The 19,047-nt window shown below is 60.7% G+C and carries 19 protein-coding genes; 12 read left to right on the forward strand and 7 right to left on the reverse strand.

The window, feature by feature from the left end; genetic code table 11:
* Window positions 1-16: 16 nt before the first annotated feature.
* Window positions 17-1,636 carry a citramalate synthase gene (cimA, locus tag SJY10_RS10385; RefSeq protein WP_386682247.1) on the reverse strand — a complete coding sequence of 540 codons (1,620 nt, stop codon included), beginning with the start codon at window positions 1,634-1,636 and terminating at the stop codon, window positions 17-19.
* Between the two features lie 71 nt (window positions 1,637-1,707).
* Window positions 1,708-3,153: a cysteine--tRNA ligase gene (cysS, locus tag SJY10_RS10390; RefSeq protein WP_386682250.1), complete on the reverse strand. Its 1,446-nt coding sequence runs from the start codon at window positions 3,151-3,153 to the stop codon at window positions 1,708-1,710.
* Between the two features lie 218 nt (window positions 3,154-3,371).
* On the opposite strand from cysS, the gene SJY10_RS10395 reads away from it, so the two are divergent.
* Window positions 3,372-4,544 (forward strand): pyridoxal phosphate-dependent aminotransferase, encoded by a 1,173-nt coding sequence (locus SJY10_RS10395; RefSeq protein ID WP_386682253.1) that lies wholly within the window; start codon window positions 3,372-3,374, stop codon window positions 4,542-4,544.
* Between the two features lie 86 nt (window positions 4,545-4,630).
* Here SJY10_RS10395 and SJY10_RS10400 read toward each other — a convergent pair whose 3' ends face one another.
* Window positions 4,631-5,230: an outer membrane protein gene (locus SJY10_RS10400; RefSeq protein ID WP_386682256.1), complete on the reverse strand. Its 600-nt coding sequence runs from the start codon at window positions 5,228-5,230 to the stop codon at window positions 4,631-4,633.
* Window positions 5,231-5,369: 139 nt separating this feature from the next.
* Window positions 5,370-6,467: an anhydro-N-acetylmuramic acid kinase gene (locus SJY10_RS10405; RefSeq protein ID WP_386682259.1), complete on the reverse strand. Its 1,098-nt coding sequence runs from the start codon at window positions 6,465-6,467 to the stop codon at window positions 5,370-5,372.
* Window positions 6,468-6,572: 105 nt separating this feature from the next.
* Here SJY10_RS10405 and tyrS point away from each other — a divergent pair, with 105 nt between their 5' ends.
* Window positions 6,573-7,823, forward strand: a complete 1,251-nt coding sequence (gene tyrS, locus SJY10_RS10410) for a tyrosine--tRNA ligase (RefSeq protein WP_386682262.1) — start codon at window positions 6,573-6,575, stop codon at window positions 7,821-7,823.
* Here tyrS and SJY10_RS10415 read toward each other — a convergent pair.
* Entirely contained in the window at window positions 7,820-7,942 is a 123-nt protein-coding gene (locus SJY10_RS10415) for a hypothetical protein (RefSeq protein ID WP_386682265.1), read from the reverse strand. The genes tyrS and SJY10_RS10415 overlap by 4 nt on opposite strands.
* Window positions 7,943-8,013: 71 nt before the next feature.
* Here SJY10_RS10415 and SJY10_RS10420 point away from each other — a divergent pair, with 71 nt between their 5' ends.
* Genes SJY10_RS10420 through SJY10_RS10430 form a run of 3 tightly spaced genes read left to right on the forward strand, consistent with a single transcriptional unit; the run spans window position 8,014 to window position 10,740 of the window.
* The gene (locus tag SJY10_RS10420; RefSeq protein ID WP_386682268.1) at window positions 8,014-8,883 is read left to right on the forward strand and encodes a GNAT family N-acetyltransferase; all 870 of its coding nucleotides are present in this window, start codon (window positions 8,014-8,016) and stop codon (window positions 8,881-8,883) included.
* A gap of 44 nt (window positions 8,884-8,927) precedes the next feature.
* A complete protein-coding gene (locus SJY10_RS10425; protein WP_386682271.1) occupies window positions 8,928-9,776 on the forward strand; it encodes a PhzF family phenazine biosynthesis protein in 849 nt (282 codons plus the stop codon).
* A complete protein-coding gene (locus SJY10_RS10430) occupies window positions 9,763-10,740 on the forward strand; it encodes a CorA family divalent cation transporter (RefSeq protein ID WP_386682274.1) in 978 nt (325 codons plus the stop codon). Before SJY10_RS10425 ends, SJY10_RS10430 begins: the two co-directional genes overlap by 14 nt.
* Here SJY10_RS10430 and SJY10_RS10435 read toward each other — a convergent pair.
* Window positions 10,737-11,498: a DUF533 domain-containing protein gene (locus tag SJY10_RS10435; RefSeq protein WP_386682277.1), complete on the reverse strand. Its 762-nt coding sequence runs from the start codon at window positions 11,496-11,498 to the stop codon at window positions 10,737-10,739. The two genes, SJY10_RS10430 and SJY10_RS10435, sit on opposite strands and share 4 nt — an antisense overlap.
* A gap of 146 nt (window positions 11,499-11,644) precedes the next feature.
* Between SJY10_RS10435 and SJY10_RS10440 the strand changes: the two genes are divergently transcribed.
* From SJY10_RS10440 to eno, 3 genes are read left to right on the forward strand one after another with little or no spacing between them, the layout of a single operon-like run.
* Complete coding sequence (locus SJY10_RS10440; protein ID WP_386682280.1) at window positions 11,645-12,094, forward strand: Fur family transcriptional regulator; 450 nt, start codon at window positions 11,645-11,647, stop codon at window positions 12,092-12,094.
* A gap of 57 nt (window positions 12,095-12,151) precedes the next feature.
* Window positions 12,152-13,042, forward strand: coding sequence for a DMT family transporter (locus SJY10_RS10445; RefSeq protein WP_386682282.1), 891 nt, complete (start codon window positions 12,152-12,154; stop codon window positions 13,040-13,042).
* 38 nt (window positions 13,043-13,080) lie between these two features.
* Window positions 13,081-14,358: a phosphopyruvate hydratase gene (gene eno, locus SJY10_RS10450; RefSeq protein WP_386682284.1), complete on the forward strand. Its 1,278-nt coding sequence runs from the start codon at window positions 13,081-13,083 to the stop codon at window positions 14,356-14,358.
* Window positions 14,359-15,526: 1,168 nt separating this feature from the next.
* Here eno and SJY10_RS10455 read toward each other — a convergent pair.
* The gene (locus tag SJY10_RS10455) at window positions 15,527-16,120 is read right to left on the reverse strand and encodes a PRC-barrel domain-containing protein (protein WP_386682286.1); all 594 of its coding nucleotides are present in this window, start codon (window positions 16,118-16,120) and stop codon (window positions 15,527-15,529) included.
* A 145-nt stretch (window positions 16,121-16,265) separates the two neighbouring features.
* Here SJY10_RS10455 and SJY10_RS10460 point away from each other — a divergent pair, with 145 nt between their 5' ends.
* From SJY10_RS10460 to SJY10_RS10475, 4 genes are read left to right on the forward strand one after another with little or no spacing between them, the layout of a single operon-like run.
* Entirely contained in the window at window positions 16,266-16,694 is a 429-nt protein-coding gene (locus SJY10_RS10460; RefSeq protein ID WP_386682288.1) for a cupin domain-containing protein, read from the forward strand.
* A gap of 36 nt (window positions 16,695-16,730) precedes the next feature.
* Window positions 16,731-17,435 carry an ABC transporter permease gene (locus SJY10_RS10465; protein WP_386682291.1) on the forward strand — a complete coding sequence of 235 codons (705 nt, stop codon included), beginning with the start codon at window positions 16,731-16,733 and terminating at the stop codon, window positions 17,433-17,435.
* Window positions 17,432-18,142: an ATP-binding cassette domain-containing protein gene (locus SJY10_RS10470; RefSeq protein ID WP_386682294.1), complete on the forward strand. Its 711-nt coding sequence runs from the start codon at window positions 17,432-17,434 to the stop codon at window positions 18,140-18,142. Before SJY10_RS10465 ends, SJY10_RS10470 begins: the two co-directional genes overlap by 4 nt.
* Entirely contained in the window at window positions 18,139-18,948 is an 810-nt protein-coding gene (locus SJY10_RS10475) for a substrate-binding domain-containing protein (RefSeq protein ID WP_386682297.1), read from the forward strand. Before SJY10_RS10470 ends, SJY10_RS10475 begins: the two co-directional genes overlap by 4 nt.
* Window positions 18,949-19,047: the final 99 nt, after the last annotated feature.

A 19,047-nucleotide genomic window follows, 5' to 3' on the forward strand; every position in this document is an offset into this window, starting at 1 on the left:
CCAAATAAACTCAAAATCAAACGGTTGCCCCGTCACGGATCAGCTTCCAATTGATCGCGTCAAGCAGCGCATCAAAGGACGCATCCACGATGTTTGCGCTGACCCCAACTGTCGACCATGTTCGGCCCTGTGCATCGGCGCTGTCAATGATAACGCGGGTAACGGCCTCTGTGCCGCCATCCGTGATACGGACCTTGAAATCCACCAGCCGCAGATCATCGATAATCGCCTGATAGGGTCCCAGATCTTTGGCCAGGGCCCGCGACAGCGCGTTTACCGGACCCCGGTCAGACCCGTCAGGCCCGATGGATTCAGAGACATTTAGCACCTTTTCGCCCGCAACCTTTACCACCACTACGGCCTCGGACAGGCTGACCATCTTGCCGCGCTTGTTGCGGCGCCGCTCGACCGTCACGCGGTAACGCTTCACCTCGAAAAACTCGGGCAGCAGTCCCAGTTCCGCCCGCGCCAGCAGCTCGAAACTGGCCTGCGCAGTGTCATAGGAATACCCGCGCGATTCCATTTCCTTGATCCGGTCAAGGATCCGCGGCAGCCGCGGATCGCCGCGTTCGACCTCCAGCCCGGCCTGCATCAACCGCTCGCGCAGGTTCGACTGGCCCGCCTGATTTGACATCGGCACGATGCGGGAATTGCCGACCAGTGCGGGGTCAATATGTTCATAGGTCGCGGGGTTCTTGGCAATCGCACTGGCATGCAGCCCTGCCTTATGGGCAAAGGCGGAACTGCCGACATATGCGGCTTGCTTGGCTGGCACCCGGTTAAGGATATCATCCAGCACACGGCTGGCCTTCTTCAAGCCTTTTAGCGCCTCAAGGGTCACGCCCGTCTCGAACCGGCTGGCAAAAGGTTCTTTGAGCAACAGCGTCGGGATCAGCGTGGTCAGGTTGGCGTTGCCGCAGCGCTCCCCCAGCCCGTTCAGCGTCCCCTGCACCTGCCTTGCCCCTGCAAGCACCGCTGCCAGCGTATTGGCAACGGCGTGCTCGGTGTCGTTATGCGTATGGATACCCAGCTTATCGCCGGGGATACCGCTGGCGATTACTTCAGCCACGACACGGCCCACGTCGTCCGGCAAGCTGCCGCCGTTGGTATCGCACAGCACAATCCAGCGCGCGCCGGCATCATGAGCGGCGTGAATAGCTTCCAGCGCATAAACCGGATCAGACGCATAGCCGTCAAAGAAATGCTCGGCGTCCAGCATCGCCTCGCGCCCTTGGGCCACGATATGCGCGACAGAGGCGCGGATGTTTTCTGTATTTTCGTCATTGGTGATGCCAAGTGCGGTGGACACGTGGAACGAATGCGACTTGCCAACAAGGCAAACTGCAGGCGTATTGGCATTCAGCACCGCCGCCAGCACATCGTCGTTTTCTGCTGACCGGCCAGCCCGCTTGGTCATGCCAAAGGCGGTCAGCACCGGACGCATCGGGCCGACTTGGTCGAAATATTCGCTGTCAGTGGGGTTGGCACCCGGCCAGCCGCCCTCGATATAATCCACCCCAAGCGCGTCCAGTACCGCGGTAATCTTCAGCTTTTCAGAGGTAGAAAACTGCACCCCTTGGGTCTGCTGACCATCCCGCAGGGTGGTGTCATACAGATACAGACGTTCCTTGGTCATACCTTCTCCTCTGGCGTACAAATTTTCGCCGAAAATTTGCCTTTTCCGAATTTTCGACGAAAATTCGGCATCTACAGGTCCACCAGCGCGGCGGCATCAAAGTCGGGACCGGCAGCCCAGCTGGCCTGCCCGCCCACATCGGTGACGACCACGCCTGCGGCGGTCAGAATGTCGCGCACACGGTCGGCCATGTCCCAATCCTTCGTCGCCCGCGCCTTGGCGCGCGTTTCCAGCAGCGCGTCAATCCGCTGCGCAATGGCGTCATCCACCTGCGCGCCGCCTTCACCGCCCGCAAGGCGCGGCAGGTCGGCCCAGTCGGGGACCAGCCCCAGCAGGTCCAGCCCGTGGGCAAACCCGGCCAGCTGCGCCGGGGTCTTGCCCTTGGCCAGCACATGCAGCCGGGCAATCGCGCCCGGTGTGTTCAGATCATTGGCCAGCACGCCAAGGAATTCCGCGTCCGGTTGCCACTGCCCGTCAGCCTTAAGCGCCTTGATCAGCGCGGGGCCGAAACCGTGACCGGCCAGGATGCCGTACCAGCGCCGCAAGGTCGCCTCTGCGTCGTCCCGCTTTTTCGCGGTCCAGTCCATCGGTTTGCCGTAATGCGTGCCCAGCATGACAAGGCGGATCACCTCGCCGCTGATGCCGTCATCCAGCAGATCGCGCACGGTAAAGAAGTTGCCAAGCGACTTGGACATCTTCTTGCCCTCGACCTGCAGCATTTCATTGTGCAGCCAATAGGTGGCAAAGCCCGCGTCCGGATCGGCGCAGCAGGACTGGGCAATTTCGTTTTCGTGGTGCGGGAACAGCAGATCGTTGCCGCCGCCGTGGATGTCGAACGCAGGCCCCAGAAGCGCTCGCGACATGGCAGAACATTCGATATGCCAGCCCGGACGACCAACGCCCCACGGGCTGTCCCAGCCCGGCTGGCCCGCGCCGGACGGTTTCCACAGCACGAAATCCATCGGATTGCGCTTATAGGGCGCAACCTCGACCCGGCTGCCCGCGATCATATCATCCAGCGACCGGCCCGACAGCGCGCCGTAGGAGTCATAGCTGTCGACCGCGAACAGAACATGGCCCTCTGCCTCGTAGGCATTGCCGCGGGCGATCAGCTCGTTGATCATATCCACCATTGCGCCGATGAAATCGGTCGCACGCGGCTCGTGGCTTGGGCGCAGCGCACCCAGCGCATCCATATCGTCATGATACCAGCGGATCGTTTCGGCCGTAATATCGCCGATTTCGCGCCCGGCTTCGGCGGCGCGGGCATTAATCTTGTCATCGACGTCGGTGAAATTACGCACATAGACAACGTGTTCCGCGCCGTAAGTCTGCCGCAGCAGGCGATACAGCACATCGAACACCAGCACAGGCCGCGCATTGCCAAGATGCGCCCGGTCATAGACCGTCGGGCCGCACAGATAGATGCCGACCCGTTTTGGATCGAGCGGCGCGAACTCCTCGCGACGGCGGGTTTTGGTGTTCTGCAGACGGATGATGGGCTGGTCGGTCGTCATGTGGGCCTCGCACGGGCGTTACGCCTGCGGGCCTAGATCATCAGTTCAGAAAAGAAACGTGAAAAAGCGGCCCGCGGACTGGATCAGCAGGAAATAATGCGGCAAATAAGTGTGCAGCGCTTGTTCATATCCTTGCTTTAGCACCGACACTTGCGCCTGTCGAGTAGTCTTGACCCCCGCCGCTTGACACCGCACCAATGCCCCGATTGGGTGCGCTTATGAAACTGTCATCACGCATCACCCAAATCACCGGTGGCGGCTCTGACGGGTGGAGCGTGCATTACCGCGCGCTGGCCCTGAAAGCCGCCGGCACACCTGTCACCCTGTTGTCGATGGGGGAACATGACACCCGCACCGACCCGTCGATTCTGGCGGCGATGGACGCTTCGGCCCGCGGCGGCAACACGGGGTATTCCCCTGTCCCGGGATTTCCCAGCCTGCGCAAGGCCGTGGCCGCACGCATAGCGGGCCAGACCGGCGTGCCGACCGGCCCTGAAAACGTCATCATTTTGCCTGGCGGACAGGCCGCCCTGTTTGCCGCCCATCATGCCGCCTGCGATCCTGGCGACAAGGCAGTCTATATCGATCCGTATTACGCCACCTACCCCGGCACGATTCGCGCCGTTGGCGCTGTGCCCCATGCCGTCATGGCCCACGCCGACAACGGCTTCCAGCCGTTGCGCGCCGATCTGGACACCGCGACGCCGGGCGCAAAATCGCTACTCATCAATTCGCCCAACAACCCCACCGGCGCGATCTATTCGGATGATACGCTACAGGATATTGCCGATGTTTGCCGGACCAACGACCTGTGGCTGATTTCGGACGAGGTTTATGACACCCAGGTCTGGGACGGTCGCCATGTCAGTCCCCGCGCCCTGCCCGGCATGGTAGAGCGAACGCTGGTGGTAAATTCACTGTCGAAAAGTCACGCCATGACCGGCAGCCGCGTCGGCTGGGTCTGCGGACCCGCCGAGGTCATCAGCGCGATGCATAATCTGGCAACGCACAATACCTATGGCGTGGCGGGGTTTGTGCAGGATGCCGCGCTTTTCGCGCTTGGACAGGGCAGCGCGGCCGAAGAGGCCGTCGCCGCCCCGTTCCGCCGCCGCCGCCAGATCGTGATGGATGCGCTGGCCGGCCAAAATCTGGTGCGGCCTGCGCCAATCAGCGGGGCAATGTACGCCATGCTGGACGTGCGGGCCACGGGGATGAGCGGTGAAGACTTTGCTAATGCCTTGCTGGATGCAGAGCGTATTGGCGTCATGCCCGGCGAAAGTTTTGGCGCGGGCGGCGCGGGTCATATCCGCGTGGCCATGACGGTTGCAGATGACATGCTGGCCAATGCCCTGCGCCGGATTGCCGCCTTTGCCGGAACGCTGGCGCACTAACCGCGCCGCAAGACCAGCCTTTAAACACAAAAAGGGCACCCCGAAGGGTGCCCTTTTCCGCCGAAACGAGGCCCGGCGCTACGTCATTAGAATGCGTAGGACACTTTCAGCGAAGTGGTCTTTGCAGTCAGGTCGATGCCTGCATCTTCGAAGTTGTCGAACTTGTGCTCGAGGTACTCGACGCCAACGCGAACGTTGGAGGTGACTGCGTAGTCAACGCCGGCACCGTAGTAGTAGCCGTCGTCTTCGCCGATGGCGTTGGTGTCAACGTTGGCGTAGCCAGCGGTGACGTAGGGCAGGAAACGACCAGCGTCGTAACCGGCAACCACACCAGCGCGCAGCACGTCGGCGTTGTCGTCAAGGCCGTCGATGTCCAGCTGAGCGTATGCAGCTTCTGCACCGACAACGAACTTGCCCAGATCGTACAGGTAACCGGCCTGAACGCCGTAGGAGGTCAGGTCTTCGTCTTCAACTTCGGTGCCGTCGTCGAATTCTGCTTCCAGCTGGCCGAAACCAACCTGCGCACCAGCGTAGAAGCCGGACCAGTCGTTGGTCATGACGACAGGCGCGGCAACAGCCACGGGAGCTGCGGGTGCAGTGGTCATGACGGGCTCTGCGATGCCACCGGCGAAGGATGCGGTTGCGGTCAGCGAAGCGACGACGCCTGCGATCATTACGTTCTTCATGGGAGTATTCCTTTGGGAGTGTTTGGTCGTTCCGGTGAGCTAACCCTCCGGATTGGGTTTGGTTAGCATGCCTGAGCGAAAAATATCGAAACACAAGAGTGTGGATGCAACTCTGCAACACTCACACAAATGTGTGCGGTCACGCACCGGGGCGGCTAAGGGTCCCGCCACTTACCGCTGCACGCACACCCGTGGTCCCTTGGCAGGACGTCGGCAACCCCCTTGCGACACGCACGGCAAGATAGGCAAATGCTTGAGCTTCCAGCATATCTCCGTCCAGTCCGGCATCGTCCACAGGGCGCACCGGCACATCGACCGCGGCGACAATCATCTGCATTAGAACCGGGTTGTGACGCCCGCCGCCTGCCACCCAGATGGCGCTCGGTGTAACAGGGCAATGCTGCATGGCACTTGACACGGCCAGCGCACTTGCAGCGGTCAGAGTCGCTGCGGCGTCAGCGTCAGACAGCTTTTCCACGTCCTTGGCGAGTCGGTCAAAGGTGTCGCGGTCCAGCGACTTCGGCGGCATCTTGTAAAAGTAGGGATGCGCCAAGAAGGATGCGATGATGTCATCGTTGATAGTACCAGACGCGGCCAGCGCCCCGCCTTCGTCCCGCGCCAGTCCAAGGCGTTTGAACATGGCGTCGTCCAGCAGCGCATTGGCCGGTCCGGTATCAAAGGCCAGCAACGCACCGTCATCCTCTGGCCGGGGCTTGGCGGGGTCGATCCACGTCAAGTTCCCAACGCCGCCAAGGTTCAGGAACGCGACAGGGGTATCGGCCTTCATCCAGCGGGCCAGCGCAAAGTGATAAAAGGGCGCAAGCGGCGCACCCTGCCCGCCCATCTGCACATCGGCGCTGCGGAAATCCCAGACGACGGGCCAGCCAAGCCGCTGTGCCAGGGCTGCACCGTCGCCCACCTGATGCGTGCCGCGCCCGCCGGGGTCATGCGCAAGCGTCTGGCCGTGAAAGCCGACAAGCGCGATATCCTCGAACCCGGCCAGCAGGGAATAGTGGCCGTGTTCAACGACCTGCGCGGCCTCTGATACCTCTTCGTCGTGCCACAGCCCCAGCGCGCTGCGCAGGCTGGCACGTTCGCGGTCGGAATATTCGCGGTAGTCGCATTCGCCGAAACCGGTGATCGTCTCTCCGTCGGTGATCAGCACAGCTGCATCGATTCCATCCAGCGACGTGCCCGACATCGCCCCAAGTGCCCTGATCGGCCCTTTGATCTTCATTCTTATTTCCCTTAGCCTCGCGACCTTAGCCACTGGCCCTTACCCCTATGCACCGCTATTGATGCCCGGATTATTGATGCCCCGCCACGAGAATGGGAACAAGACATGACCTACCACCCCAAATCAGACTTCATGGCTGTGATGATGGAGCGTGGCTTTCTAGCCGATTGCACCGACTACCAAGCCCTTGATGACGCCCTGAGCAATGGTGTGGTTCCCGCCTATATCGGCTATGACGCCACTGCGGCGTCGCTGCATGTCGGCCATCTGATGAACATCATGGTCCTGCGCTGGCTGCAAAAATGCGGCCATAAGCCGATAACCCTGATGGGCGGCGGCACGACCAAGGTGGGCGATCCGTCCTTTCGCAGCGACGAACGCCCGCTGCTTGGGCCGGAGCAGATCCAAGCCAATATCGACGGCATGGGTCAGGTTTTCGCAAAATACCTGTCCTATGGCGACGGCGCGACCGATGCGATCATGCTGAATAACGCGGAATGGCTGGACCAGCTGAACTACCTCGATTTTCTGCGCGATATCGGGCGGCATTTCAGCGTGAACCGGATGCTGGCGTTTGAATCGGTAAAATCGCGTCTGGATCGCGAACAATCCCTGTCGTTCCTTGAATTCAACTACATGATTCTGCAGGCCTACGACTTTTTGGAACTGAACCGCCGCTATGGCTGCCTGTTGCAGATGGGCGGATCGGATCAGTGGGGCAATATCATCAACGGTATCGACCTGACGCGCCGGGTGCTGGATCACGAGATTTTCGGCCTGACCACCCCGTTGCTGACCACCAGCGATGGGCGCAAGATGGGCAAAAGCCAGGGCGGCGCGATCTGGCTGAACGGCGACATGCTGGCCCCTTACGGCTTCTGGCAGTTCTGGCGCAACACGACTGATGCGGACACGGCGAAGTTTCTGAAAATCTTTACCGAGCTGCCCGTGGCGGAATGCGACCGGCTGGGTGCCCTGCAAGGCGCAGAGATTAACGAGGCCAAGATCATTCTGGCCAACGAAGTCACCGCCCTGCTGCACGGCCGCGCCGCGGCAGAGGCTGCCGCCGCCACCGCCCGCGAGGTATTCGAACAAGGCGGCGTCGGTGACGATCTGCCGACGCTTGATCTGACAGCCGCGGAATTGGGTGACGGCATGTCGATCGCCCAGATCATCGTGCGCGCAGGCCTTGCCGCATCGGGCAAAGAGGCAAAGCGCCTGATTGCCGACAACGGCGCCCGCCTGAACGACGAAGCCCTGACGGATGCAGGCCTGATGGTCACGGCGGACATGCTGGCTGCGCCGATCAAGCTGTCAGCCGGCAAAAAGCGTCACGCGCTGGTGCGGCTGGCCTAAGTCAGCAGCACATAGATCAGCAGCGGCAAACAGGTTGCGGCGGCAAGTATCGCCGCCGCAACTTTTGTCAGGCGCGGCGCTGCGGCCGCGACCCCGTGGATTTTGCGAATTGCCGCCATGGCGTTCCTTTCAACCGAAATTCTTTTGGCTATTAATCGGACTTTAGGTTTCGATTGATTTAACGGCGGCCATGTTGATGCGCCCCGCCACCGATCTGACGAACCATCCCCTGCCACTGCAGCAGTCGCCCGGCTTTGCCCGTGCGCTGAAACTGCTGGGCCGCGACGCCGTGATCGAACCCTTGCAGGGGTGCGGTCAGGTTCTAGTGATACGCCGCGCCTTGGGGGGGCTTGGGTGTATCCGCTTTGCCTCTCGCGGGCCGGTATTTCTGCCGGAATTCAGCATCGACGACCGCGCCAGCGCCTTGCGCAGCGCCCGTTTGCATCTGGTTAACGCCGGCCCCGGCGATGCGGCGGTGATGCGGCGGGCAGGTTTTTTGCAGATCCTGTCCCCCTCCACTACGGCAATTTTGCAGCTGGACCTGGACCCGGATGCGCAGCTTGCCCGCACCTTTGGTAAATGGCGCAATGCCGCGCGGCAGGGCATGGCGGCGAACCTGCGACTGCGGCAGCGGTTGCTTTGCCCGTCACGTGACGGCTGGTTGCTGGATGCCGATCTGGCGCAACAACGCACCAAGCGGTTCCGCGCCCTGCCCCATGCTCTGTCGCTGGCCTTTGCGCAGGCTAATCCCGGCGACGTGCTAGTCCTGACCGCCAGCGAAGGCGGCACGCCTGTCGCCGCCATGCTGTTTCTGCGGCACGGCGCGATGGCAACCTATCAAATCGGCTGGTCCGGTCCGCGTGGCCGCGCCCTGCGCGCGCACCATGCCTTGCTGCTGGATGCCGCCCGCCGGTTCGCCGCGATGGGCGTGTCGCAACTGGACCTTGGCACAGTGGACACCCAATATGCCCCCGGTCTGGCAAGGTTCAAACTGGGCAGCGGCGCAGCCGCGCAGGTGCTGGGCGGCACCTGGGCACGCCTGCCGGGCTGGCGAGGGTGAAACCCCCATGTTAGAAAGGGGTAACGATAAAAGGAACCGCCCCGATGACCGCCTATCTTGTCTATGACGTCTTTACCGACACGCCTTTTGGCGGCAATCAGTTGGCAATTTTCCCCGATGCAGAGGCGCTGCCGCAGGACAAATTGCAAGCCATCGCGGCAGAGTTCAACTTTTCCGAAGTGACCTTTGTCTACCCCCCCGACGATCTGCGCCATACGGCCAAGGTGCGCATCTTCACCCCGACGTTGGAACTGCCCTTTGCCGGACATCCGTTGATCGGCACAGCGACCGCGCTTGCCGACCTTGGTTTTCCAGGCGACATGACGCTGGAACTGGGGATCGGCCCCGTGGCATGCCGCGTTGCGGATGGCCGGGCGCAGTTCACGACGACCGTGCCTTTGACGCGGGATAATGCGCCCGATCCGGCGCTGGTCGCGCAGGCGCTGGGACTGACGCAGCAGGATATTGTAACCGGGGTTCATGCGCCGGTGCAGGCCGGTGTCGGTGTGCCATTTGTCGTCGTCGAACTGGTTGACCGCGCCGCCCTGTCGCGGTGTCAGCCCGATGTGGCCGCCATGCGGATCGGGGCCGCGCGCTATCCCAGCAAGTTCGACTTTGCCCTGCTCGCCTACACGGTGCTGGACGGTGTGATCCATGCCCGCATGTTCGCCCCCCTCGATAACATCCCCGAAGATCCCGCAACCGGCAGCGCCGCCGCGACCCTTGCCGCCTTGCTGTTTGACGTGACCGGTACAGCGCAGGATCTGACGATCCATCAAGGCACCGACATGGGCCGCCCTTCGATGATTTACGCGCAGGCAGATGCTACGGGCGTCACTATTTCCGGCCAAGCCGTCCGCGTGATGGAAGGGCAGTTCCTTGGACACAAATAACGAATCGTCGACCCTGACGCCGCTGTCGGCCTTTGACATCTGGGAAAACGGCAGCGCCCGCCCGGCCCCCGATTTGCAGACGATCCCCGCAAATGGTGCCGCCTATCGCTGGCTGCATTTTGACCTGTCCGATCTGGCCCTGCCCGGCTGGTCGGCCCAGAATCTGCCCGGTCTGGCGCGGCGGACCCTGCTGGCCGACAAGACCCGTCCGCGCCTTGACTATGACGGGCATGGCATGGCGCTGACCCTGCGCGGCATCAACCTGAACGCCGGCGAGGAATCCGCCGACATGGTATCCCTGCGCATCTGGATGACCGCCGATCTGATCATCACCGTGCGCCGGCAGCGTATTTTCGCGCTTGAAGACCTGCGTGCGCAGGTTCTGGACGGCGATGCGCCCCACAGCCCCGGCCATATGCTGGCCCGCATCACCGAGGCACTGGTCGAACGGCTGGAAGATATCGCCTTTGCCCGCGAAGACACCGCCGACGACATGGAAGACGACGTCTATGAACATGACCGGGCCCCGCTGGCCGATCTGGCCCCGCTGCGGCGCGAAATCATCAAGTTTCGCCGCCATGTCGCCCCGCTGGCAGAGGCTTTGACGCAGGTCGCCCAAATTGAAACGACGCTGATCAAGGACGACCTGCGCCACCGCCTGCGCGATACCGCCAGCCGCTGCCGCTGGGCGCTAGAGGAGTTGTCAGAAGTGCATGATCGCCTAACCGCCATGTCCGACCATCTGGACACGGTGCAAAATATGCGGCTGGAACGTAACGGTTACAGGCTATCCATCGTAGCGGCGATTTTTCTGCCGCTGGGCTTTCTGACCGGACTGTTCGGGGTCAATGTCGGCGGCATGCCCGGTGTTGCCAGCGGGCATGCCTTTTGGGTGTTGTGCCTTGGCATGGTGGTGATCGGCGCGGTGTCCGCCGCCATCATGCGCTGGCTGCGCTGGTTCTAGCTATACAGCGGCACGACACCCAATTTGCTGTGGATGTCGTTCACGTCGCCGGACCGCAGGCCAAGCTCGTCGGCAAAGCCGCGCAGGAAATCGACCTCTGCGGGGTGGTCCAGATCAATCGCCATGACGGCCATCGTATAGACCTGCGCCTCGGCCCCTGCGGGCACGCGGGCGGCCAGATCGGTGACCGACATGCGCTGCGCCATGGCCTGTTCGACAAAGGCCCGCTCTGCCGGGGTGGCCTCGTTCAGATTGTCCATGATGCGGCCGCGTTCTGTGTCATCCAGATGGCCGTCGGCTTGCGCGGCCTGCACCATGGCCAGCAGCATCACAGCGGCCAGACCTTCCTGATCGGCGCTCGGCTCTTGCGCGGGTTCGGGCGTGGTGTCCAGCTGCGACTGCAGCGTCTTGCCGAACCCGCCGCCGGTGCCGCCCGCCAGACCGCCCAGCAACCCGCCAAGTCCGCCAGCGCTGGCCAGTCCGCCAAGCATATCCTGCAACCCGCCAGAGGAGGGCTGCGTGCGGCGGTCACCGGTTTGCGTGCCCTGCAGGCTGTCCAGCAAACCGCCAAGGCCGCCTGCCAAACCGCCGCTGCGCGCTGTGCCAGAGGTGGTTGCGCCAGATCCGCTTTTTGGGCCCAGCCAGTCATCCAGCATAGTGCCGGACTGGCCTTGTTTTGCGCTGCGGGTCATCGCGCTGGCCCCTTTTGCCACTGCAATGCCCACTGCGACGCGGGTCAGTGTTTTCATCAAGCTCATCGTGATACCTCCGGTTAATTCAAGCGCAGACTGGCACGCAAATGTCCGCCCGGCCATGGGAATCGAGGCCAGCACGCATCAGATCGGTGGCCCCGCTGGCACAATAACGCTAAGACCATCGGACAGTTCCGGGAAAGAAACCTGATATGTCGACATCCATTCAATCGCGCGCCGCCCAAGCTGGCCTGCGCATGACCGCCCCGCGCCGGGTGATTGCAAAGGTGCTTGACGCCGCCACCGACCACCCGGACGCAGAGGCACTGCACGCCCGCGCCGTAGAAATGGACCCGCGCATCTCGCTCGCGACTGTCTATCGTACGGTCAAACTGTTCGAAGAAAACGGCATTTTAGAAAAGCATACCTTTGGCGATGGCCGCGCCCGGTACGAGGCAGCGGATGTCGCTCACCACGATCACCTGATCGATATGGCGACCGGGCAGGTTATCGAATTCGTCGACCCAGAGATCGAGGCGCTGCAGGACAAGATTGCCAAGCGCCTTGGCTATCGCCTTGTAGGCCACCGTTTGTCGTTGTTCGGCGAACGCATCATACCGCAAAACACGGCAAAGGTGCAAAAAGGCGGCGATCCCGACTAGGCAATTGCCCGCGCGGGGCGTAACCCGTGGCTATCATTTCTGATTTGGGGTCCGGAGTTGGACAATCTGCGCGGCAGCATTCTGATGGTTCTGGCGATGCTTGGCTTCGCACTGGAAGACATGTTCATGAAACAGATGGCGGACGCCCTGCCGACGGGGCAAATCCTTGCCATGCTGGGTCTTGGCGGCGGGCTGATCTTTGCCATCGTTTGCTGGGTGCAGGGGCAAAGCCTACTGGCCCGCGACATGCTGCACCCGATGGTTCTGCTGCGCAACTTCGGGGAAATCTTTGGCACCGTCGGCTATGTTTCTGCGGTGATTCTGACGCCAATTTCCAGCGCCTCTGCCATTTTTCAGGCGACACCGCTGTTTGTGACGCTGGGGGCTGCACTGTTCCTGCGCGAAGCTGTGGGCTGGCGGCGCTGGGTTGCGATCGGTGTCGGCTTTTGCGGCGTGCTGCTGATCATTCGCCCCGGTCTGGACTCGTTCCAGCCTGCGTCGCTGCTTGCGGTGCAAGGCGTTATGTTTCTTGGCATTCGCGATTTGGCAACGCGGCGTATTCCCCGCACGATCAGCTCGATGCGGTTGTCGACCTATGCCTTTGCGGTCATCGTGCCAACAGGTCTGGTGTTAATGGCGGTGATGGGCGACAGCTTTGCCATGCCATCGGGCACTGACAGCTGGCGCGTGGCCGGATCCATCGCTGCGGGCGTGCTGGGGTATTACGCGCTGGTTACGGCGACGCGGATTGGCGACATGTCCCATATCGCCCCATTCCGTTATTCGCGGCTGGTCTTTGCGCTGATCGTCGGCACGACCGTTTTCGGCGAACGCCCGGACCTTGCCACATTGATCGGTGCCGCGATCATCGTCGGGTCCGGCACATACGCCGCAATCCGCGAAGGTCAGCGCCGCCGCGCTTCCCTTGCGGCAGCAGGCGCGATATAGACCCGTTAACGCTAACGCTTACTGAACCGGAGCCTCTTATGAGCAGCATCATCGACATCCACGCCCGCGAAATTCTGGACAGCCGGGGCAACCCCACGGTTGAAGTTGACGTGACCCTCGAAGACGGCACGATGGGCCGCGCGGCTGTCCCCTCTGGCGCGTCCACCGGCGCGCATGAAGCGGTCGAACGCCGCGATGGCGACAAGTCCCGTTATATGGGCAAAGGCGTGCTGGAAGCCGTCGCCGCCGTCAACGGCGAGATTTTCGAGGCGCTGCTGGACTGCGACGCGCTTGACCAGGTCGGCATCGACGAGGCGATGATCGAACTGGACGGCACCGACAACAAGGGCCGCCTTGGGGCCAACGCGATCCTTGGCGTGTCCATGGCCGTCGCCAAAGCTGCTGCGGATTTCACCAATCAGCCGCTGTTCCGCTATATCGGCGGCACCTCTGCCCGCGTAATGCCCGTGCCGATGATGAATATCATCAACGGCGGCGAACATGCCGATAACCCGATCGACATTCAGGAATTCATGATCATGCCGGTCGCCGCGGACAACATCCGCGAAGCCGTCCGCATGGGCTCTGAAGTGTTCCACACCCTGAAAAAAGAGCTGTCGACTGCCGGTTACAACACCGGTATCGGCGACGAGGGCGGCTTTGCCCCCGGCCTAAGCTCTAGCCGCGAAGCGCTTGATTTCATTTTGAAGTCCATTGAAAAGGCCGGCTACAAGCCCGGCGAGGATATCTTCCTTGCCCTCGATTGTGCTGCGACCGAATATTACAAGGACGGCAAGTATGAGATGGTCGGCGAAGGCAAGTCGCTGACATCGGCAGAAAACGTCGATTACCTGGCGCAGCTGGCCAGCGATTATCCCATCATCAGCATCGAAGACGGCATGGCCGAGGATGACTGGGACGGCTGGAAAGCCCTGACCGACCGCATCGGCAACAAGGTCCAGCTGGTCGGCGACGATCTGTTTGTAACCAACCCCAAGCGTCTGGCCGAAGGCATCAAGCGCGGCTCTGCCAACTCCATGCTGGTGAAGGTCAACCAGATCGGCACCCTGACCGAAACGCTCAAGGCCGTCGACATGGCCCACCGCGCGGGCTTTACCAACGTGATGTCACACCGTTCCGGCGAGACAGAGGATGCAACAATTGCTGACCTCGCAGTCGCCACAAACTGCGGCCAGATCAAAACCGGCTCCCTGTCCCGCTCTGACCGTCTGGCGAAATACAACCAGCTGATCCGGATCGAGGAAATGCTGGGCGAAACCGCGCAATACGCCGGCCGTTCGATCCTGAAAGGCTAAGATTTAGTCTAAGCGAAGCCCGCCGTGCAGCTATGCGCGGCGGGCTTTTTTGTGCGTGATGGGTGGATGCAATGCGTCAGAGCATTGAACTTGATTGACATGCTTTGTGTCAACTACGTCTGCAGAGTGGACGAAGTAAGAATTCGATGTAGGTGGATCAAAGTCGGTCCTAGTGAACTAGTACCAATCAGGTAATTTTTGAAAGTTTATGCAAGCGCAGCGAATGTATATTGACCAATACCGTAAGCCCATGAATACACTCTACCCAAGGTTGAAGCGAGCAAACCAAAATCACAGCATATTTCTTGCCGATCGCAACTTGCCACCGCTTGGAGAGATCAATGTCGGACCGAAAAATGTCCTTTGCCTTATACATTTGTGCTCTTATGTTGGGGTATCTGCTAAGTGAATCGGGGTATTCAGCGCCAATAGCAGTTGTTGTCATCGCCGCATTCTCAGCGATTGCCTATATGATTATTAAAAGGCGCATGGGTGACTAGTTAATTTCTTATCAGACAATATTAGCCAATTGAATATCACGAGATGCACAATAAATTTCTCATTTGACCGTGGATGGGTCGTTCACCAAAAATCGTTTTTGGAGCAGATAAATGTGTCATATAGAGTCCCAATTTCGTTCAGCTGGCAGCTTCATACGAAGCAATTATTTTTAAGTTCTTAAGCTTTCACTGCGATTGCTGGACCTAAAAAAGTGACCTTTCGTCCATTCAAAAACGTAGGAGCAATTCAATGACGCTTAGACCTATATTGCGTGGTGGTATCTTGGGAGGTGCTTCAGTGATATTGGCCCTACTATCAGAAGATTACATTTCAGAGAGCCATTTACTTCTAGGTGTTCTGATCTTCTTTTTTTATTCGACAATAGATGACGTTTTCAAATTCCTGGCTAGGCGAACCATAAAATGAGATGCGCCTAAAACTCTCGTTCTTTGGTACAGCTGAATGACGGTCTTGTTTCGGAAACCAAAACAATATTCAAAACTCCGGTGCTTGTTGAACGTCTTCGACCAGCCGATGTCTGTCAAAACTCGTAGTATTGTGCAGCATAAAAAACTGAGCTTTGTCCGGCCGTTCGGTGCTTTCGCGCCCCATGACAAAAAAGGGGCGGCCGAAGCCACCCCCTCTATCGTCAATCGAACCTTAAAGATTAATCCCAGAAACCTTCGTCTACGTCCTGTGCGGCTTCAATGTCTTCCTGCGTCATCTGCGTGACAAAGGCATACTGACCATCGTCAATTGCCGTCAGGCGCACATTTTCGACCGGCATCAGGACCATTTTGTCGCCAAGGCCAAGAAAGCCGCCGACTTCACCGACGATACCAATCATCTTGCCGCCCTTGGACAGCACGATATCCTCGATGGAACCGATCCGCTCCCAGCCTTCGCCGGTGCCTTCATAAGTGCCGTTTTCGGTCCAGGTGGAGTTGTCTGCTTCGGCATCCATGCGCCACACTTCACCGCCGACGATATCACGGCTGCGGATCAGGTTTTCCGACGTGGTCAGATCAAAGTTCTGCATATCATCAGACGCATCTGCAGTTTCAGCGATCGCTGCGCCCGTTTCTTCGACACCGGTTTCGACAGCGTTACCTGTGGCCTCTGCCGTGCCTTCGACCGATTGTTCGACCTGGGCTGCATCATTTTCCATGGCTTCGTCTGCGGTCACATGGCTTTCAGCGAATGCCACCGTTCCAGCAACGGTCAGTGCAATAGCGGCGGTGCTTGTTTTCAGGATGTTCATCGTCATCTCCTCTTGTCTTCTATTGGGGACACAACAGAGTGATGGTCGCAATTGTTTCGTGCTTTTCCCGAAAAGGCACATTTGACTAACCTGCTTTAACGAATAAGTGATTTTTCTAAATTAGGCCGTATCTAGGGGGAGCCGAATGACAGCCGACACTATAATTGCGCAACTTGACCTTGTGCCCCATCCCGAAGGCGGATGGTATCGCCAAACGTGGGTTGCGGATAGCGATGGTCGTCCGACGGGCACCGCCATCCTGTTTCTGCTGCAGCGCGATGAAGTCAGTCATTGGCACACCGTCGATGCAACCGAAATCTGGTTCTATCACGCCGGCAGCCCGCTGATCCTGTCCCGCGCCGCTACGGATCAGGGGCCTGCCACCGATGACATCCTTGGACCCGATGTGCTGGCCGGTCAATCGGCCCAGCTGATCGTTCCGCCCTATCACTGGCAGTCGGCGCGCAGCACCGGCGACTGGACGCTGGTCAGCTGCACCGTGTCGCCGGGGTTTGACTTTGCCGGCTTTCATCTGGCCCCCGCAGGCTTTGACATTCCCCGCGCGCCTGCCTAGCACCTTGCACAGGATGCAGGGACGGAACCGCGGGCAATGAATACGATTACCGAAGGACTGCTGTCCGCCGCGAAACTGGTGGTGACGCTCGACCCTGATCTGGTGGAAATCAGCCTGCGGTCCCTGCGCGTCACCCTGACGGCGCTGGTGGTTGCCAGTGTGATCGCAATCCCGCTGGGGACGGTGCTGGCGATCCAGCGCTTTCGCTACCGGCGCACCGTGATTGCCTTGCTCAATGCCTTTATGGGGCTGCCGCCGGTTGTCGTCGGCCTTGTGATCTATGTGCTATTGTCGCGGGCGGGGCCGCTGGGTGTGCTTGGTCTGCTGTTTACGCCGACCGCGATGGTGATTGCGCAGGTGGTCATCATCACGCCGCTGATTGCCTCTGTCACGCATCAGGCGATGCGCGATCTCTGGGCGGATTACCATGACCTGCTGATATCCCTGAACGCGACCAAACGGCAGCGCATCATGACGCTGATTTTTGACGGGCGGCGCACCTTGCTAACAGCAGTGCTGGCCGGCTTTGGCCGCGCCATCGGAGAGGTCGGCGCGATCATGATCGTCGGCGGCAATATCGATCACGCGACCCGCGTGCTGACAACCGCCATCGCGCTGGAAACCGGCAAAGGCGATTTCGCCCTGGCCCTTGGCCTTGGGTTCGTGCTGATCGGCATGGCCATTGCGGTCAATCTGGCCATCCACGCCCTATCGGGCACAGAGCGGGAGGGACGCTGGTGAATATCCTGCCCCTGCGCCTGACCAAAGCCGAGGTGCGCCGCCGCGGCAAGCGCCTGCTGGGACCCGTGGACATGACGCTTGGCACCGGCGGGGTGACGGTCATTGTCGGCCCTAATGGGTCGGGCAAGACTACATTGCTGCGGGTCATGCACGGGGTGGAACGGCTGACATCCGGCAGCGCCAGCTGGGCCGTACCGGACCGTGAAGCGCAGGCACGGCAGGCGTTTGTGTTTCAAAGCCCGATCATGCTGCGCCGGTCTGTCGCCGCCAATCTGCGGTATCCGCTGGCGCTGCACGGCGTGACGCGCAGCGGTCAGGACAAAGCGGTCGCAGAATGGGCTGACAGGATCGGGCTGAGCGATGCGCTGACAACCCCTGCCCCGCGGCTTTCGGGCGGCGAGCGGCAAAAGCTGGCGCTGGCCCGCGCATTGATCGCAAAGCCCCAAGTGCTGTTTCTGGACGAGCCGTGCGCCAGTCTGGACGGGGCTGCGACGCTGGCGATAGAGGCCCTGCTGCGCGATGCGCGGGACGCGGGCGTGCGCATCGTCATGGCGACACATGACATGGGACAGGCGCGGCGTCTTGCGGATGATGCGCTGTTTGTATTGGGTGGCACTATCGCTGAAGCTGCATCGCGGGATCGATTCTTTGACCGCCCGCAGCATCCGGCGCTTGTATCATTCCTGAACGGAGACATCGTGACATGAAACGCCCCATTCTGGCCCTGACGGCCATTGCAACCCTGTGTGCCGCACAGGCGCAGGCGGAAGAGATGAAGATGGCGGTAACGACGTCGTTTGAAAACTCCGGGCTGGCCGACGTCCTGCTGCCGGCTATCAAGTCGGATCTGGATATCGATCTGCAATTGCTGGTTGTCGGCACCGGTCAGGCGATCGAGCTGGGCACCAATGGCGATGTCGATGCGGTGCTGGTCCACGCCCGCGCGGCAGAGGAAGCCTTTGTCGCATCGGGCAACGGCACCCACCGCCGAGAGATCATGTACAACGACTTTGTCCTGATCGGCCCGGAGACCGATCCTGCCGGCACGGCACAGGCTGAGACTGCCGCCGGTGCCTTGCAGGCCATTGCAGCAGAGGAAGCCGAGTTTGTCAGCCGCGGCGATGACAGCGGCACACATAAAGCAGAGCTGGGTCTATGGGCCGCAGCAGAGCTTGACCCCGCCAGCTTTGGCCCGTGGTACAAGGCTGTCGGTGCTGGCATGGGGGCCGCGCTGAATACCGCGTCCGGCCTGAACGCCTATATCCTGGCGGACCGGGCCAGCTGGTTGAATTTTGGCAACAAGGGTGATCTGGCGCTGCTGTTTGCCGGTGATCCGGCCCTGTTTAATCAATACGCCTACATCCCTGTCAGCCCAGAAGCCCACCCCGGCGTGCGCAACGATCTGGCGATGAAGCTGGAAGGCTGGCTGGTGTCGGATGCGGCCAAGGACCTGATCGAAGCCTATGAGATCGGCGGGGAGCCATTGTTCGTCTTTAACGCGACGGCTGAGTGACCCGGTCCGTTTTTTCGGCGAAAAATCGAAAAAAGGCGGGGGGCCAGCCCCCCGTCCATGCGGGACTCCCCCCGGGATATTTGTGACCAGAAGAAGGGG

It is taken from the genome of Loktanella sp. R86503, from assembly GCF_042466455.1.
GTDB lineage: Bacteria > Pseudomonadota > Alphaproteobacteria > Rhodobacterales > Rhodobacteraceae > Loktanella.

Bases quoted from the DNA above. Each gene is read 5' to 3' on its own strand.
- cimA (WP_386682247.1), bottom strand. From the start codon at position 1,636: ATGACCAAGGAACGTCTGTATCTGTATGACACCACCCTGCGGGATGGT.
- cysS (WP_386682250.1), bottom strand. From the start codon at position 3,153: ATGACGACCGACCAGCCCATCATCCGTCTGCAGAACACCAAAACCCGC.
- SJY10_RS10395 (WP_386682253.1), top strand. From the start codon at position 3,372: ATGAAACTGTCATCACGCATCACCCAAATCACCGGTGGCGGCTCTGAC.
- SJY10_RS10400 (WP_386682256.1), bottom strand. From the start codon at position 5,230: ATGAAGAACGTAATGATCGCAGGCGTCGTCGCTTCGCTGACCGCAACC.
- SJY10_RS10405 (WP_386682259.1), bottom strand. From the start codon at position 6,467: ATGAAGATCAAAGGGCCGATCAGGGCACTTGGGGCGATGTCGGGCACG.
- tyrS (WP_386682262.1), top strand. From the start codon at position 6,573: ATGACCTACCACCCCAAATCAGACTTCATGGCTGTGATGATGGAGCGT.
- SJY10_RS10415 (WP_386682265.1), bottom strand. From the start codon at position 7,942: ATGGCGGCAATTCGCAAAATCCACGGGGTCGCGGCCGCAGCGCCGCGC.
- SJY10_RS10420 (WP_386682268.1), top strand. From the start codon at position 8,014: ATGTTGATGCGCCCCGCCACCGATCTGACGAACCATCCCCTGCCACTG.
- SJY10_RS10425 (WP_386682271.1), top strand. From the start codon at position 8,928: ATGACCGCCTATCTTGTCTATGACGTCTTTACCGACACGCCTTTTGGC.
- SJY10_RS10435 (WP_386682277.1), bottom strand. From the start codon at position 11,498: ATGAGCTTGATGAAAACACTGACCCGCGTCGCAGTGGGCATTGCAGTG.
- SJY10_RS10440 (WP_386682280.1), top strand. From the start codon at position 11,645: ATGTCGACATCCATTCAATCGCGCGCCGCCCAAGCTGGCCTGCGCATG.
- eno (WP_386682284.1), top strand. From the start codon at position 13,081: ATGAGCAGCATCATCGACATCCACGCCCGCGAAATTCTGGACAGCCGG.
- SJY10_RS10455 (WP_386682286.1), bottom strand. From the start codon at position 16,120: ATGAACATCCTGAAAACAAGCACCGCCGCTATTGCACTGACCGTTGCT.
- SJY10_RS10460 (WP_386682288.1), top strand. From the start codon at position 16,266: ATGACAGCCGACACTATAATTGCGCAACTTGACCTTGTGCCCCATCCC.
- SJY10_RS10465 (WP_386682291.1), top strand. From the start codon at position 16,731: ATGAATACGATTACCGAAGGACTGCTGTCCGCCGCGAAACTGGTGGTG.
- SJY10_RS10475 (WP_386682297.1), top strand. From the start codon at position 18,139: ATGAAACGCCCCATTCTGGCCCTGACGGCCATTGCAACCCTGTGTGCC.